Source organism: Pseudomonas sp. S2_B10, assembly GCF_054668425.1.
In genome coordinates this window covers 5,724,524-5,739,173 of sequence record NZ_CP162768.1, presented here as the reverse complement: position 1 = coordinate 5,739,173, position 14,650 = coordinate 5,724,524, and the positions used below count along the sequence as shown (strand labels likewise).

Sequence of the window (14,650 nt, the reverse complement as noted above, 5' to 3'; positions counted from 1 at the left end):
ATATGCATCAAGTCTCCCCATCAAGCCTGCGACACAAGAGCGGCGCAGAGGCCGTTGCCTTTGTGATTCCCCTCCCCGCCGTTCGTCCGTAATCACGCTGGCACGCCAAACGAAAGGCACGTGCGCTGCGAAGACTTCTATGCTTATCACACTCACTGGAGGCTGCTTATCCATGCTTGAAGCCCACTCGCCCCCGCCGATTCTCAAAACTGCCTGTTCCAACTGCAGCGTGGTTGAGTTGTGCCTGCCGCTCGGTTTGACGGGCCCGGAGGTCGAGCGGCTCGACACGCTGATCGTGCAGCGATACAAGGTGAAGAAAGGCGCTGCTCTCTACAGGACGGGGGACCCGCTACGCTCGCTGTACGCCGTGCGAATAGGCTCGTTCAAGACCAGCGTGGTCTCCGTCGATGGCCGCGAGCAAGTGACCGGTTTTCATATTCCCGGCGAAATGCTCGGGCTGGACGCCATCAGCATCGATCAACACGCGTGTACTGCGTATGCACTGGAAGACAGCGAAGTCTGTCCGATTCACTTCGCACAGCTGGAAAAACTCGCGCAAAGCCTGCCATCGCTGCAGCACAACCTCAACAAGTTGCTGAGCCGGGAAATCGTGCGCGATCACAGCATGTTGATGCTCATGGGCAACATGAACTCCGATGAGCGCCTGGCGGCTTTCCTGCTCAACCTCTCACAACGCCTCAGCTCCCGTGGCTATTCCTCGAAAGAGTTCGTGCTGAAAATGCGCCGCGAAGAAATCGGCTCCTACCTTGGGCTGCGTCTGGAAACCATTTGCCGCGGCATTGCCCACTTGCGCGATCAGGGTTTGGTGGAAATCACCGCACGCGACGTAAAAATCCGCAACATGGACGGCCTCAAGCAGATGGTGTCGGGCTGCAACCGCCAGCAGCATTGAGCCCGTCCATGAGTTCCTGCCATGCCTTCGCCATCCCTCGGGCAAGCCATATCGAAGCGATGGGCGCGCTGTTTCGATGCACTTGAAATCACCTGTCTTTCTAACCGTTGAACGTCGCTTGAAAAGCTGCGTACTGCCGATGCCGGCAAAACCTCGTGCGTCGGCTGAGCGGTGACGCGTTGCGCAAATCGAGGGAACTCCGATGGCCGACTCAAGCAAGAAAATGAGCCTCATGGGGCTCACCACACTGGTGACGGTGAACATGATGGGCTCAGGCATCATCATGTTGCCGACGAGCATGGCCCAACTCGGCGCTGTTTCATTGCTGTCATGGATCGTCACCGCTGTCGGCTCGATGGCTATCGCGTACTGCTTTTCCCAATGCGGCATCTTCTGCCTGCGCTCAGGCGGGCTATCCGCCTACACCGAAGAGGCGCATGCAAAGTCAGGCTTTTTTCTGTGCTCTTACCTGTACTTCCTGTCGCTGGCCATCGCCAACGTGGCGGTGGCCATTTCGGCAGTGGGCTACATGACGTCGTTCATGCCTTGGCTGGGAAGCGGCGCCATTCCTTTATTCGTTGGAACGGTCGGCCTGCTCTGGCTGACCACCGTGGCGAATTTCGGCGGCCCAGGCATCACCGGCAGGATTGGTGCGGTTACGGTGTGGGGGGTGATCATTCCTGTAGCGGGCTTGAGCATCATCGGTTGGTTCTGGTTCAAACCCGATCTGATCATCGCCGCCTGGAACCCGAATCAACTGCCGATATCCGAGGCCATCAGCAAAGCGATTCCCCTGACGCTCTGGGCGTTTCTCGGCATGGAGTCGGCAGCCCAGGCCTCAGATGCGGTGGAAAACCCCAAGCGCACCGTACCGCTGGCCTGTCTGTTCGGGACACTGGGGGCAGCGGTGGTCTATGTGCTATCGACGACGGTCATTCAGGGCATTATTCCCAACGCCGAACTGGCCAACTCATCTGCGCCTTTCGCGCTCGTTTATGCGCACATGTTCAATCCCCTGGTCGGCAACATCATCATGGCGCTCGCGGTGATGGCCTGTGTCGGCTCGCTGCTGGGCTGGCAGTTCACCTTGGCGCAAACGGCCAAAGTGACCGCTGATCAGGGCATGTTTCCAAAACTGTTCAGCAAGGTCAGCGCACGCAACGCCCCCATCGTCGGGATGCTGGTCTGCGGCGTATTGCAGACCTTGATGGCGCTGTCGACCATTTCGCCGAACGCGAGCGCGCAGTTTGGAAAACTTGTCAGCCTCGCCGCGGTGACCAACCTGATTCCCTACGTGACGGCAGCCACCGGGCTGCTGGTGATGATGTACAAAGCCAGAGTCAGCGCAGCCGTATACACGCGCAATACCCTGCTGTTAGTGGTTGCCGTGGCCTATTCGTTGTATGCGCTGTATGCCTGCGGCAAAGACGCGGTATTCGGCGGCATCCTGGTCCTGGTGTTCGGCTACCTGCTTTACGGTTTCCTCGCCAAACGTTTTGTCGCTGCCCCTGCGCCTGTCGGCCCCCGGCCTGATACCCCTTGATCGAAGTCTTCGGTACAGCACAGATATCTGAATTCGAGGAACCGCGCGCATGAACGTGAAACTGATCAGAGCCCACCACCTGCTGCTCGTCTGCGTCCTTGCGCTGCTACCGGTAGTGACCCATGGCAATACGCTGGAGCGCATCCGTGCCAGTCAAGCGATCACCCTTGGCTACGTGCCTGACTTCATGCCTTTCAGTGATCAGGCCGCCGATAAAGCCAGCGGCTATGCCATCGATCTCTGCCTGAAAATAGCCGAGAAGGTCAGGATCGATCTGAATCTGCCGACGTTGAAAATCCAGTACCAACCGGTCTCGCTCAACGACGAGATGAGCGCCGTCAGTTCCGGCAAGATCGACATTCTTTGTACGCCGACCCCACCCACGCTGGCGCGGCGCAGGGTCGTCAGCTACTCGGTGCCGATTTACACCGCCGGTCTCTCGGCGGTGGTGCGCCAGGATGCTTCCGAAACCTTGCTCAATGTGCTGAACGGCAAAGTGGCCCATACCGGGCCAACGTGGCGAGCCACGGTGAACCGTGGTCTGGCCAATCAGACGTATGCCGCCATCGCTGGTGGTGTCACCGAGACGTGGATACAACAGCAGATGCGATTGCTGGGTGTGGTAGCCACGCTGGTCACCGTAGAGAACGCAGAAGCCGGTCTGAATCTGGTTACCAATGGCAAAGCCGATGCGTTTTTCGCTGAACGCATGCTGCTCAAGCATCTGCTGACCAGAAATTATCCATCGGGCAACCTGGTGCTGGTGGAGCGGATTTTCGAGTCCGCACCGACGGCGATGGCAGTGGATCGAGAGGATGAGGACTTTCGTCTGCTGGTCGACACGGCGCTGAGTGAAATGTACCGATCCGGCGAAATTGAACAGGCATTCGACAAACATCTGGGCGGCGCCGGCGATGCGGCCAGGAAGCTGTTCAAGATCTATGCAATCCCCTAGCGAGCCAGCGAACAGGCTGGCTCGCTACGCTGCGATCATGCTCACCGCACAGGCTCTTTCCTCACCGCCAGAATGCTCCCCGGCAGCGAATACAATGCGCGCTCGGTGGTGCTGCCGATCACGCGTTCGATGCCCACTCGATGAACCGTGCCCATCACCACCACGTCGGCCAGGTACTGCTCGACAAACTCACTAATGACCTGCACTGGATGGCCCATGACGAAGTGTCGACGCTCAGGTGGCACTCCGTGACGATCGGCTAGCGCGACAAAAGCCTGATGCAGTGTCTGACGCAGTTCGTTCGCCAGATCTTCGTTCCAGCCACCGTTGACCATTGGCGCATCGCCGTTGAAGGCGGCGGACAAATCGTAGGCGCATAGCAGGTGCAATGGCACGTCGCATTGCAACGCCAAAGTGTTCGCCGATCGTATGATGACGTCGTTCAAGCCATTGATTTGGGTATCTGGATCAAACGGGTCAACGGCCGCGACGACACGATGCGGCAACGCATAGCGAATCTGATTGACCAGATGCACGGGGATCGGACACTCACGCAGCAGGTGACAATCGAGCGGCGTGATGAACACGCGCTTGAGCGCCGGTTCCAGTCGCACATCCTTGATCAACAGGTCGGGCTTGAGCACATGGACGGTCTTGAGGATGTCCAGCAGCGGATGGCTGGAGAAGACCACATCAACGGTGCCGTCCAGCCCCTGGTTGCTGAGCTGCTCGAGCTCATCGGCCACCCAGCGACGGTAGCGCCGCTGATAGCGCTGAGCATCCACGTCATCGATTTTTTCCTCCCACAGATGGGTGATCGGCACCGGCTCGACGAAGGCCCGCACATCCAGCGCCGCCCCGCTCGCCTTGGCCAGCGCGATGGCACGCAGCATCGCCGCCGATTGATGCAGCGTCTGGTCAGCGACCAGCAACAGACGTTCATATTGGCCCATCACACACCTCCGCTCGGCACCGGCGCGGTGGGCCGGCAGGCTTCAAGACTGCGCCCGCTCGCCCTGGCCGGGCGTTGATTTACATCAAGCCCGGGTCAATGAGCGAGGCGCATGGCAGCTGTCTGATGTAGATCAGATGTCGCCGTGGGCAACCGCGTAGAAGGGAGGCAAGCGGACGCTTTTTCAACGCCCGCCAGCCTTTCGAACCGGATGGAGAATGACCATGCTCACCGTCAAAGACCACAACGATCAGGCCGTGGCCGCTTACGCGGCGGTTTCCGGTCAATACTGGATTGAGGCGCTCAAGGACGGTCGCCATGTATTGATCCGGCCGCTCACGGAGAAGGATCGCCTGCGCGAATACGACTTCATCAAGCGCCTGTCCCCCGAATCCAGGCACATGCGTTTTCTCGCCCAGATCGGCGAACCCGGCACCGCTCTGCTCGACCAGTTGATGGACACCGATAACAAACAGCGCACCGCCTTCATTGCACTGGTTCACGAGAACGGCAAGTTGATCGAAATCGGCATCAGCCGCTATGCCGGCACAGGCGGACATCAATGCGAGTGCGCGGTGACGGTCGCCGATGAATGGCAGCACTTGGGCTTGGGCACGTTGCTGATGGAACACTTGATCAAGGCAGCCCGCCACAACGGATTCCGCCAGATGTACTCGGTCGATGCCGCCAGTAACGCGGCGATGCGCGATCTGGCCAAAAGCCTGGGCTTCGAGACCCACAATGATCCGGACGACGCACGCCAGGTCATTCATCGTCTTGACCTGTAAATGAATCGCCCCGAGGTGAGTCGGCCAACGATTCACCTCGGGGCGTTCGTGTTTCAGGATTGCAGTGTGGGTTGCGGCTTGATCGCCAGCACACTGCAAGGTGCCCGATGCAGCAGCTGTTCGGCGGTGCTGCCTAACAACTTGCTCAAGCCGTGGTGCTGCACTGTGCCCATGACAATGACGTCGATCTGCTTGTTGATGGCGAACTCGCAGATACTGCGCACCGGCGCGCCCTCGATGAAGTGCCGGCATGAGGCTGGGACACCGTGACGCTCGGCCAGGGCCGTAAATGCCTCATGCTGCGCAGTGCCCAGCGCTTCATGAATCCCAGTGGCCAACGGCAATGCGCCGAACCCCATGTCCGTGGCGTAAACCGCCGTCCAGTCGTAAACATGCACCACATCAAGACTGGCATCGCACTGCGCGGCCAGTTGGGCGGCGGCATCGATGATCTGATCGTTGAACAGGCAGTGCTGCTCTTCGCTGCGCAAGACATCGACGATGGCCAGCACACGGCGTGGGCGCGGATGGGTGTCGTCGCTCACCAGATGCACCGGCACCGGGCAATCGCGTAACAGTTGCCAGTCCAGCGGGGTGTAGAAAATACGCTCCAGCACGGACTCGTGCTGCACATCCTTGATGATCAATAGCAACGGCATCTCGTTGATGAACTGCAGGATCTCGGCGAAGGGATCCTGAACCCACATCACCTCGCTGGTGACCATGATCTGATGCCTTGCCAGCAACGACGCCTGCTCTGTGAGCCACTGCCGGTGAGTGCGCAGATAACCATCGCGGGCGAGGCGGATCTGCTCGGGGGCAAACAGCCCTGCCACTGCCAGCGCCTGCAAGTAATCGAAGGCCACGATGTGCAGCGGCAACTGCATGGCCTGGGCCAGCGCAGCCGCGCGCTCGAACGCTGGCGTGTGCTCCATGGCTGAAGGAGTGATCAACAGTAAACGCGGAGTCTGTGACATGGGATACCTCGGCATGCGGCCAGCCAGAACAAACAGTCTTCAGGGTGAATGCTGTGTCCATTGGCAGCTTGATCTTTGTCAGCAAGAGCACCGATTGCGCTCAAAACAGCACAGTGCCCGCCCACATGGCCAAGGTCAGCAATACCTGGCCCGGGATCACGCAGGCAGCGAAACGCCTGCCGCCGCTGACCCACGCCACCACGCATTTGCTCACCGAGTTACTGCTGACGGCAATCAGCGCTGGCACGACTATCGAGTCATAAGGCACCTGGCCCGCCTTGGCCAGGCTGGCGATGGACGCTGTGGCAGAGTGCGCATCGGCAAAGCCCGAAAGCATTGCGGTAAGCCACAGACCCGCCTGACCAAAGTGGCTGAGCATGGCCGAGGAGACGAATGTGATGCCGGTAAGAGTCAGTGTCACGATGACCGCGAGTTTCAGATTGAACGCCCCTGCCGTGTCGACCGGTTTGCTGCGGCTCCCTCGCGTGGGGTCTGGGAACATCAGGCAGGCGCCGTACAACAACGTGGCGATCAAGCCGCAAAGCAGTGGCGTCCATATACTGTTCAGCAGATTCGGATCAACCATCATGAGGATCAGTCCGACCTGTATCACCGTTGCCAGATTGGAGAAAATCGCAGCCGCGCTGAGGATGCGGATATTGCCCGGCTCATGGGCAAGGCGTTGGCCCATGGTCGCGATCGTCACGGTACTGGAGGCGAAGCCGGATGCAATCGCGCTGATGACGTAGCCATAGCGCGAGCCCAAAGCCCGCACGGCAATGTGGCCGAACGCGCCGACCAGCATCAGCAACACCGTCACGGTACAAATGGTGCGCAGATTGATCGCGGCGTACGGGCCGATATATCGGTCCGGTGCCAATGGCAGTATTACCAGCGCTGCGATCAGCAAGATCAGGCCATCACGCATTTCCGCGTCGGACAACTGGCTGTTGGCAAAGTGATGCAGCGTCTGGCGATAGGCCAAAAGGCCCGCAATCACCACGCCAAGGGCAATTGCCAGCGCCGGCGCGGTTGCGCACAACGCGCCCAGGATCAGCACCGCGATCAACGCCACCTCGCTGGTCAGCCCAGGGTCGTCGCTTTGACTACGCCAGTACGCAACGCTGGTCAGCAACGTGACACAGCCGGCGACGATCCCCAGCAGCAGGCCACCGCCGACCTGTAGCGCGACATACCCCAACAGCGCGGTAATGGCGAACGTGCGCAAGCCGGCGCAGTGTCGCGCATCGCCGGTGCCCTTGTGCCGTTCACGCTCAAGACCGATGAGCATGCCGATCCCCAACGCCGCAGCGGCGCCGGACAGATCAAAAACCTCATTCATGATGGGTAGCGTCCCGCAGGGTCTGCGACCCTGCTCTGCATTCGGCTTACGGCGAGCATTCAACGCTCACGGCCATTCGGCGCGCCGTTGCCGGCCGCGCTGGCAACGGCTGGGCAAACGCATTCGGCCACTCGTGAGGGGCGTTGATACGGGCCTCAAGCACCTCGACAAATTCCTGCGCAGCCTTAAGGCTCCTGAAGCCCACATCCCAGTCATCCATGTGCACGACCCAGCCATGGGGAGCGTGTTTTTCAGTGATCTTGATGTTCATGCAAACCCCGGTTTCAGCGGCACGCCAAGGTGCTTTCAAGGAGTGATTGCGACTTTCATGACTCCGTCGCGTTGATGAGCGAACAACTCATACGCCTGCTCGATGTCGTCCAGTCTGAAACGGTGAGTCACCAGCGGTGACAGATCGACGGCGCCGCTCTGCACCACGGCCATCAGTCGACGCATGCGTTCCTTGCCGCCCGGGCACAGGGTGGAAACGATGCTGTAATCGCCCAATCCGGCGGCAAACGCCCCGAGCGGGATGTGCAGATCGCTGGAATACACCCCGAGGCTGGACAAACGCCCGCCCGGGCGCAGCACCCGCAATGCCGACTCGAACGTGCCTTGGGTGCCCAGCGCTTCGATGGACACATCCACGCCACGGCCATCGGTCAACGCCATGATCTGTTCCACCACATTGCCGTCCTTGAAATTGACGGTATGGGTCGCGCCCAGTTGGCGCGCCATGGCCATGCGTTCGGGAACCGCGTCGACACCGATAATCGTGGTGGCGCCCTTCAGGCGCGCTCCGGCCACGGCGCAGAGGCCGATGGGGCCCAACGCAAATACCGCGACAGCGTCGCCGATGGCGATCTCGCCCCGCTCCGCCCCCGAGAACCCGGTGGACATGATGTCCGGGCACATCAGGACCTGCTCATCGCTCAACTCATCGGGGATCGGGCACAGGTTGGCCTGTGCATCCGGCACCAATACGTACTCGGCCTGGCAACCGTCGATCGTGTTGCCAAACTTCCAGCCGCCAATGGCCTTGAAGCCGTGCCGGGTGTCCGGGCCGTCCTGCGAGCCGCAACCACACAGACACGCGTAACTGTGCCCGCTTGGGGTGATGGCACCGGCGATCACTCGCTGCCCTTCGATAAAACCGCGTACTTGCGAGCCCAATCGCTCAATGATGCCGACCGGTTCGTGCCCGATGGTCAGCCCTTTGGCCACTGGATATTCGCCGCGCAGGATATGTACGTCGGTGCCGCAAATGGTGGTGGTGGTCACGCGGATCAACGCATCCAGCGGCCCGACCTCGGGAATCGGCTTGTCATCGAGCACGATGCGGTTTTTTTCAACGAATATTGCGGCTTTCATGGTGGCCATGATGACTTTCCCTCCGCCGACAGGTGAGCGCAGAGCAGAGCTTGAGCCGCGGCGACAGGGTCGTAGTTGATAATGGTCAACTATCCGAGGATCAGTGGTCTTGCTCGACCGTACATCCGCTCACGACCACGCGCTGATGTCTGGTTGATAAATATCAACCCCGCCCTGCTGGCTCGCTCCAGGATAAGCGCATGCGCCACTACTCACTCCAGGCATGCAGCGCAATGCTTGGGTGACTACCTCGGGAGTTCTGTCATGTCTGAGCAATCGCGTTTCATGCTGGTCGTGTCGCCGCTGATGAAAAACAGTCCCGCATTCGACCGCGCCGCCGCACTGGCCAAAGCGTCGGATGCCGCACTGCATATTGTCGCGTTTGATTATCTGGAGGGCCTGGCGACCGCAGGAATGGTCAACGAGCAAGCCCTGGAGCAGATGCGTCTGGGCTATGTCGAACGCCATCATCAATGGCTCGAAGACCAGGCCCGGCCGCTGCGCAAGATCGGAGTGACCGTCACCACCGAGGTCGTCTGGGTGGACAATCCTTTGAAGGAGATCCTCATCCATTTGAAGGAACAGCCGATGGCCGCGCTTGTAAAGGCTCTGGAGCACGAATCATTTCTGTCGCGGCTGATGTTCACGCCGCTGGATATCCACCTGTTGCGCGAATGCCCGGTGCCGCTGCATTTTGTCAGCCACGCTCAAAACGCACTGCCACGCCGAATCGTCGCGGCGGTCGACCCCTTCCATCGTGATGGCCAATACCAGGGCCTCAACGACCGGATCCTGCGCGAAGCAGCAAGACTGGCCGGTATCTGCAATGGCAGCCTGGACGTAATTTATGCTCATGACCTGTCATCGATCAGCGCTGCCGAATTCGGCTTCAATAACGCGTCCGCGATCTTTTCTTCCAGCGCAGCCAAGAAACTGTTCGACGCCCAAGGCGAAGCTTTCCATGCGCTGGCTGCACGCAACAACATTCCGGCAGAAAACCAGCACATGATTGTGGGCGATCCCGCCAAGGTGCTTTCCAGCTATGCCGATGCTTACGACATCGATGTGATCGTAATGGGCCGCGTCACTCATCGAGGAATAGGCAGACTGGTTGGCAGCACGGTCGAGCATCTGTTGTACAAAATGCCCTGTAGCGTATGGGTGGTAGCGCCGGAAACGCTTACTCGCTGATGGATGCAGTCGACGCTGAAGAAAGGAGTGGATCTCCAGGCACCAGACGGCGACGGAATGGCCAGTCAGGAGCGTGGAAAACATTTCCACGGCACAAAAAATAAGGGCTTGCATGACATATGTCATGCAAGCCCTTGATATTTATGGTGCCCGAAGCCGGAATCGAACCGGCACGCCCTTACGAGCGGGGGATTTTAAGTCCATTATTTTTTCCTTATAAATCATAACCTTATGGTGATGATTTTTCCGCATCACACAAATTCTCTGTTCGTTTTAGGGTAGTGAAACCAGGAGCTCAAAACAAATTGCGGAAAGAATTCGGGCCGCCAGAAGCCCGTATTTCAAGCAAAGGCAGTCGGATGTAGGTCTGTAGAAATGGCCTTGAAGCTGTCACCGGTTACAGCTCTACATTGAATCCGCTGAGGCCCACGCCTTCGGCAAAACGCCCCAAGGCGGTCAGGCTGGCCCAGGTGCGCAGCGGTTCACGTCGCGAGCGCACCGGCACCCAGCGGGCGCCGCTGCCGCCCAGGCGAATCGACAGGCCCCAGTCGGAACCGCCGTCGATCCTGGCCACCAGGCATTCGCGTACCGCGTGTTGTTCGACCCAGGGCGCGCAACACCTCTTCGTGAATGCCGTCGCAGATCATGCTTGCAACGCCTCGCGCTGGGCCTGGACGGCGTTGTCGAGCAACCGGTACAAACCTTCGATGGCGCCTTAGTTCAGAGCACGCACGGTTTCGATGCCGAAGACAAACCCCTCGGCGCGATCCGCCACGCGCTGCAGCTCCTCAAGGCTGAGACAGGTCTCGATCCGGGCCAGGAAATTGCCAATCTGCATGTAAACGGACGCCGGCAGGTTCAGCGCGTCCAGCGCCTCGACCTGGTTCATTGCCATTTCCATCCTTGGAGGTTGGCAGGCGGCTCAAGCGGCAGTTCGTACTGCTCGACATCGATCAGCAGCCAGCCGCCGCCCGGTTCGTTGCTGCCATCGACAATCGGGCCTTGCAGCACCAGACCGCCGGGCATGATCACCTGTATGGCATTGGCTTCAGGGGGGCCTTGCAGATAGTGGTCAAACTCAAGGCGAAAGCGCTGCTGCCCGACCTTGAGGATACGGACGTTCAATTCGTAGGTGGTCAGCTGGTTCGGTGGCTGCCCCCGGTAGAGGGCCAGCACGCCGACGCTGGCCGAGCCTTCATAGGCGTAAGACATAAGCCTGTTCCTGATCCGTGGGATCGGCCTGGACGTTTGCCAGAGCGTTAGGGAATGGTAGACCAGCCCCGGCCAGGGTGGTTTCCACGGCCACAAAAAAAGGCCCCCACACCGGGGTCGGGTGTGGGGGCCAATTGAACATAGGCTGGAATTCTGTCTAACGGTCATCAAACGCCGCAATAGACGCAAAGCACTCCTTCGCTTTTGCCTACCAGATAAGGTTTTGTAAACTGGCGAAAGCTCTGCGAGGGGGTGGTGCTACTTCCTGCCACCCAATAACAATTCATCCCAAAAACTGGGCGTCAACTCCCCGCCTCGAAAAATAACCTCCTTAATTGCGCGCGCGCACAGTGGCAAGCCATCTTTGAGGGCGATTTCTGCTCGTGCTTCACCTTTTGTTTTCTTTGATAGCTTTCCAGAGTGGGCAGCAGAAGATCGGCAGTTATAGAGATCGCGCAGCAGAGAATAAATATCCTTACGCTCAGTAAAGTCGCGCCCTAGAAGCCAAGCACCGCGTAGTCGAAGCGTTAACGAAATCTGGGCTGTATCATCAAGCTCCGCAAGTAACAACGACTCCATCGCAACGCCGAGGTCAATTGCTCGATCGACCAAATTATCATGACGGACAGCTTCATTAAGGCGATGGATCGGCACCTCAAGTTTTTCTCGCTTCGCCTTTGGCAACGCAAAGTAGAAGGCAAGAGTTTTTTTAAAGTCCTCTAGTTCATCTAAAGTGACTTCATGCACTTGGCCGATACCTGCCTCTTGATATTTGTTTTGCCAAATGCGACTAGTGACTCCATAGAGAAAGGCACCTTCTTGCAATTCCGAATAGCTTCGGCGGTTAATGACGATGGATGGCGAGATAATAGTAAGCAATTCCGATACATGCTTTAAATAATTCATCTCATCAAGATCAAAGATTAGACCCGCAGGATCGCCTCGGTCAAAAAATTTTGGCCGCACGCTTGTAAGACGGTACAAGACAGAGTCAGGCATTCCTGCTGAAGGTGTGTAATCTACAGGCAGCGTCGGCGACATAAAATCAAAAGTCGCTTGTCCTTCCGAATTTTTTTTCAAAAAAATTTCAAAGATGCGGATGGCACTGATTCTGGACTTGCAATGAAAACATCGTCTAACAGCTGAAATGTGCCCGGTACTTTTATGCCTCGCAACAAAACGACTTCGACACATGGGTTATAATCCTGCTCGATAAAATCAAATAAAGCATCAACTGAGCTTTCGACGCCGTCATCTAGCGCCCTGCGAACCAACGCCTGTCCGACATTGTGAATATTTAGTGTGCATCGCATATTTCCAAGATTTAAATCCTTCCCGTCATTTTCTTTTAGACTAGGCAAGCTCGACAACATTGCGTTATACGTATCCGGAACGTGAAATCGCGCACTTTCACCTGGAAAGCTAAATTTTAAATCCTCACTCAGTCCTGCACTGACCAACTCTACAATCAGATCCCGTAACGTAGGCATTCACACTCCTTTCTGAAAAAAATCCCAGCGGCCAGTCATTAACGTTTACACAATCAGGGTCGATCCCCTAGGACTGCCTTAGTCGCATAATTACGTCTGTAATCGCTTTGGCATTTGTGTCCAAGGTTCCCATGGCCACGATTGCGTTATCTGCAACGCTCTCTACACCATTCGTCGAGAGCCAGTTGGTGATCTCTTCTATGGCCGCACCCAGAGCATGCTGGTTGTGCAGAAGCAATGTCAGAGCATCTGCCGTGGCGATGTTGGAGTCTGAGTCAGATGGCATGGAAGTCGTCCTTGGAGTTGGGTTCGGAAAAGCCTAGCTCATCGCATGGCTGGCGTAGGTCAGTCACTCCTTCAGGTGAGCTCCATTTGCGCACCAAAATAGAGCCCCAGTCCCATATCAGTCCCATGAGGCCTTTTTTCAGACGCCAAAAACCACAAACCCCCGACTTTCTCTAGGAAAATCAGGGGTTTGCGTTTTCAGAATGTGGCGGTGAAGGAGAGATTCGAACTCCAAATCCCTAACGACCATCAACATTCATCGCGACCCTGACAACGGCAGCTTTCGGCCAGTAGCAGACATTCGATTTAGTGACTCTTCGAACCAACCTGCCGATCTTCACCTAGCGATTGCAGCTTTTCTAGCTACGCTTGCCAGCAAGAGATTGGCGTAAGTGCGCCTGCTCTTGAATTGCGCACACGGGAGCCAACATACATGGATAGCATGCAGGACGTTTACCCATCAGCTACCGTTCTGGTGGTCGACGATACCCCCGATAACCTGATGCTGATCGCCGAGTTGCTCAAGGACAAATATCGGGTCAAGGCTGCCAACAGCGGCGAAAAGGCCCTGCGCCTGCTACAGGCAGACCCGCTTCCCGACCTGATCCTGCTTGACATCATGATGCCGGGCCTGTCCGGTTATGACGTTGCCGAGCAGCTCAAGCTTGACGCTCGTATTCGCCATATACCGATCATTTTCCTGACCTCCATGACCGCTACGGAGGACGAGATTCGCGGCTTGAGCCTGGGCGCTGCGGATTACATCACCAAGCCGATCATTCCCCCGGTTCTAATGGCCAGGGTCGAGACTCAGATCAAGCTCAAGGCCGTTGCCGATTTCCTGCGCAATCAAAACGATTTCCTGGAGCAGGAAGTGCAACGGCGTACCCGCGAGGTAATCGCCATCCAGGATGTCACGATCCACGCCATGGCTTCGCTGGCCGAAACCCGTGATAACGAAACCGGCAACCACATTCGCCGCACCCAGCACTACATCAAACGCCTGGCTGAACTGTTGCGCAATCACCCGCGCTTCCGGGACTTCCTCGACGAGGATACGATCAAACTGCTCTTCAAATCGGCACCGCTGCACGATATCGGCAAGATTGGCATTCCTGATCGCATCCTGCTGAAACCGGGGCGGCTGACCGCCGAAGAGTTCGAGATCATGAAAACCCACACCACATTGGGGCGCGACGCCATCCAGCACGCCGAGGATCAGTTGGGAATAAACGTCGATTTCCTTCATCTGGCCAAGGAAATTGCCTACGGCCACCAGGAAAAATGGGATGGCAGTGGCTATCCACAAGGTGTGGCCACCGATGACATCCCGATCAGCGCCCGATTGATGGCCGTGGCGGATGTCTACGATGCGCTGATCAGTCGCCGCGTGTACAAGCCCGGCATGCCCCACGAGCAGGCGGTGAAAATCATCCGCGAAGGTCGGGGCTTGCATTTTGATCCGGACATCTGTGACGCGTTTCTCGCCAATGCCGAGCAGTTCCGCGCAATTGCCGAGCGATTTGCCGACAGCGACCAGGACATGGCCAGGCAATTAGCCCTGCTTGAGCAAATTGCTGATCGTCCCTGAGCCCCGCGTATCACTCTGCACATCCAGCTGAAAGAGGCCG

The 14,650-nt window shown here is 57.8% G+C and carries 17 protein-coding genes; 6 read left to right on the top strand and 11 right to left on the bottom strand.

Annotated elements, in window-relative coordinates; translation table 11 throughout:
• Positions 1 to 172: 172 nt before the first annotated feature.
• The 3 genes from fnr (at position 173) to AB4O45_RS25770 (ending at position 3,411) form a co-directional block, all read left to right on the top strand.
• Positions 173 to 913, top strand: coding sequence for a fumarate/nitrate reduction transcriptional regulator Fnr (gene fnr / locus AB4O45_RS25780; protein ID WP_130900925.1), 741 nt, complete (start codon positions 173 to 175; stop codon positions 911 to 913).
• Between the two features lie 202 nt (positions 914 to 1,115).
• The gene (gene potE / locus AB4O45_RS25775) at positions 1,116 to 2,456 is read left to right on the top strand and encodes a putrescine-ornithine antiporter (protein WP_460160812.1); all 1,341 of its coding nucleotides are present in this window, start codon (positions 1,116 to 1,118) and stop codon (positions 2,454 to 2,456) included.
• Between the two features lie 49 nt (positions 2,457 to 2,505).
• Positions 2,506 to 3,411: an amino acid ABC transporter substrate-binding protein gene (locus AB4O45_RS25770; protein WP_460160811.1), complete on the top strand. Its 906-nt coding sequence runs from the start codon at positions 2,506 to 2,508 to the stop codon at positions 3,409 to 3,411.
• A gap of 41 nt (positions 3,412 to 3,452) precedes the next feature.
• On the opposite strand, the gene AB4O45_RS25765 is transcribed toward AB4O45_RS25770, so the two are convergent.
• Positions 3,453 to 4,364, bottom strand: coding sequence for a universal stress protein (locus AB4O45_RS25765; RefSeq protein WP_460160810.1), 912 nt, complete (start codon positions 4,362 to 4,364; stop codon positions 3,453 to 3,455).
• A gap of 223 nt (positions 4,365 to 4,587) precedes the next feature.
• On the opposite strand from AB4O45_RS25765, the gene AB4O45_RS25760 reads away from it, so the two are divergent.
• Positions 4,588 to 5,151 (top strand): GNAT family N-acetyltransferase, encoded by a 564-nt coding sequence (locus AB4O45_RS25760; RefSeq protein ID WP_041478749.1) that lies wholly within the window; start codon positions 4,588 to 4,590, stop codon positions 5,149 to 5,151.
• A 53-nt stretch (positions 5,152 to 5,204) separates the two neighbouring features.
• Here the strand turns inward: AB4O45_RS25760 and AB4O45_RS25755 are convergent, their stop codons facing one another.
• The 4 genes from AB4O45_RS25755 to AB4O45_RS25740 form a co-directional block, all read right to left on the bottom strand.
• On the bottom strand, positions 5,205 to 6,128 hold the full coding sequence (locus tag AB4O45_RS25755; protein ID WP_460160809.1) for a universal stress protein: 924 nt from the start codon (positions 6,126 to 6,128) through the stop codon (positions 5,205 to 5,207).
• 100 nt (positions 6,129 to 6,228) lie between these two features.
• A complete protein-coding gene (locus tag AB4O45_RS25750; RefSeq protein ID WP_460160808.1) occupies positions 6,229 to 7,470 on the bottom strand; it encodes an MgtC/SapB family protein in 1,242 nt (413 codons plus the stop codon).
• A 46-nt stretch (positions 7,471 to 7,516) separates the two neighbouring features.
• A complete protein-coding gene (locus AB4O45_RS25745) occupies positions 7,517 to 7,741 on the bottom strand; it encodes a hypothetical protein (RefSeq protein ID WP_252880043.1) in 225 nt (74 codons plus the stop codon).
• Positions 7,742 to 7,776: 35 nt separating this feature from the next.
• Entirely contained in the window at positions 7,777 to 8,850 is a 1,074-nt protein-coding gene (locus AB4O45_RS25740) for an NAD(P)-dependent alcohol dehydrogenase (protein WP_252887848.1), read from the bottom strand.
• 255 nt (positions 8,851 to 9,105) lie between these two features.
• Here AB4O45_RS25740 and AB4O45_RS25735 point away from each other — a divergent pair, with 255 nt between their 5' ends.
• A complete protein-coding gene (locus AB4O45_RS25735; RefSeq protein WP_460160807.1) occupies positions 9,106 to 10,032 on the top strand; it encodes a universal stress protein in 927 nt (308 codons plus the stop codon).
• A 397-nt stretch (positions 10,033 to 10,429) separates the two neighbouring features.
• On the opposite strand, the gene AB4O45_RS25730 is transcribed toward AB4O45_RS25735, so the two are convergent.
• The 6 genes from AB4O45_RS25730 to AB4O45_RS25705 all read right to left on the bottom strand — a co-directional run bounded on the left by AB4O45_RS25730 (position 10,430) and on the right by AB4O45_RS25705 (position 13,020).
• Positions 10,430 to 10,606, bottom strand: coding sequence for a hypothetical protein (locus AB4O45_RS25730; protein ID WP_460160806.1), 177 nt, complete (start codon positions 10,604 to 10,606; stop codon positions 10,430 to 10,432).
• A gap of 141 nt (positions 10,607 to 10,747) precedes the next feature.
• The gene (locus AB4O45_RS25725; protein ID WP_460160805.1) at positions 10,748 to 10,921 is read right to left on the bottom strand and encodes a hypothetical protein; all 174 of its coding nucleotides are present in this window, start codon (positions 10,919 to 10,921) and stop codon (positions 10,748 to 10,750) included.
• Positions 10,918 to 11,244: a hypothetical protein gene (locus AB4O45_RS25720; protein WP_460160804.1), complete on the bottom strand. Its 327-nt coding sequence runs from the start codon at positions 11,242 to 11,244 to the stop codon at positions 10,918 to 10,920. Before AB4O45_RS25720 ends, AB4O45_RS25725 begins: the two co-directional genes overlap by 4 nt.
• 258 nt (positions 11,245 to 11,502) lie before the next feature.
• Entirely contained in the window at positions 11,503 to 12,324 is an 822-nt protein-coding gene (locus AB4O45_RS25715; protein ID WP_460160803.1) for a hypothetical protein, read from the bottom strand.
• Positions 12,321 to 12,734 carry a hypothetical protein gene (locus tag AB4O45_RS25710; RefSeq protein ID WP_460160802.1) on the bottom strand — a complete coding sequence of 138 codons (414 nt, stop codon included), beginning with the start codon at positions 12,732 to 12,734 and terminating at the stop codon, positions 12,321 to 12,323. The genes AB4O45_RS25715 and AB4O45_RS25710 overlap by 4 nt, the downstream gene beginning before the upstream one ends.
• 67 nt (positions 12,735 to 12,801) lie before the next feature.
• Positions 12,802 to 13,020 carry a hypothetical protein gene (locus AB4O45_RS25705; protein ID WP_460160801.1) on the bottom strand — a complete coding sequence of 73 codons (219 nt, stop codon included), beginning with the start codon at positions 13,018 to 13,020 and terminating at the stop codon, positions 12,802 to 12,804.
• Between the two features lie 432 nt (positions 13,021 to 13,452).
• Between AB4O45_RS25705 and AB4O45_RS25700 the strand changes: the two genes are divergently transcribed.
• Positions 13,453 to 14,610: a response regulator gene (locus AB4O45_RS25700; protein ID WP_150368111.1), complete on the top strand. Its 1,158-nt coding sequence runs from the start codon at positions 13,453 to 13,455 to the stop codon at positions 14,608 to 14,610.
• Positions 14,611 to 14,650 lie beyond the last annotated feature (40 nt).

Excerpts from the sequence above, each read along its gene's own strand:
- fnr (WP_130900925.1), top strand. The coding sequence starts at position 173 with ATGCTTGAAGCCCACTCGCCCCCGCCGATTCTCAAAACTGCCTGTTCC.
- potE (WP_460160812.1), top strand. The coding sequence starts at position 1,116 with ATGGCCGACTCAAGCAAGAAAATGAGCCTCATGGGGCTCACCACACTG.
- AB4O45_RS25770 (WP_460160811.1), top strand. The coding sequence starts at position 2,506 with ATGAACGTGAAACTGATCAGAGCCCACCACCTGCTGCTCGTCTGCGTC.
- AB4O45_RS25765 (WP_460160810.1), bottom strand. The coding sequence starts at position 4,364 with ATGGGCCAATATGAACGTCTGTTGCTGGTCGCTGACCAGACGCTGCAT.
- AB4O45_RS25760 (WP_041478749.1), top strand. The coding sequence starts at position 4,588 with ATGCTCACCGTCAAAGACCACAACGATCAGGCCGTGGCCGCTTACGCG.
- AB4O45_RS25755 (WP_460160809.1), bottom strand. The coding sequence starts at position 6,128 with ATGTCACAGACTCCGCGTTTACTGTTGATCACTCCTTCAGCCATGGAG.
- AB4O45_RS25750 (WP_460160808.1), bottom strand. The coding sequence starts at position 7,470 with ATGAATGAGGTTTTTGATCTGTCCGGCGCCGCTGCGGCGTTGGGGATC.
- AB4O45_RS25745 (WP_252880043.1), bottom strand. The coding sequence starts at position 7,741 with ATGAACATCAAGATCACTGAAAAACACGCTCCCCATGGCTGGGTCGTG.
- AB4O45_RS25740 (WP_252887848.1), bottom strand. The coding sequence starts at position 8,850 with ATGGCCACCATGAAAGCCGCAATATTCGTTGAAAAAAACCGCATCGTG.
- AB4O45_RS25735 (WP_460160807.1), top strand. The coding sequence starts at position 9,106 with ATGTCTGAGCAATCGCGTTTCATGCTGGTCGTGTCGCCGCTGATGAAA.
- AB4O45_RS25725 (WP_460160805.1), bottom strand. The coding sequence starts at position 10,921 with ATGAACCAGGTCGAGGCGCTGGACGCGCTGAACCTGCCGGCGTCCGTT.
- AB4O45_RS25720 (WP_460160804.1), bottom strand. The coding sequence starts at position 11,244 with ATGTCTTACGCCTATGAAGGCTCGGCCAGCGTCGGCGTGCTGGCCCTC.
- AB4O45_RS25710 (WP_460160802.1), bottom strand. The coding sequence starts at position 12,734 with ATGCCTACGTTACGGGATCTGATTGTAGAGTTGGTCAGTGCAGGACTG.
- AB4O45_RS25705 (WP_460160801.1), bottom strand. The coding sequence starts at position 13,020 with ATGCCATCTGACTCAGACTCCAACATCGCCACGGCAGATGCTCTGACA.
- AB4O45_RS25700 (WP_150368111.1), top strand. The coding sequence starts at position 13,453 with ATGGATAGCATGCAGGACGTTTACCCATCAGCTACCGTTCTGGTGGTC.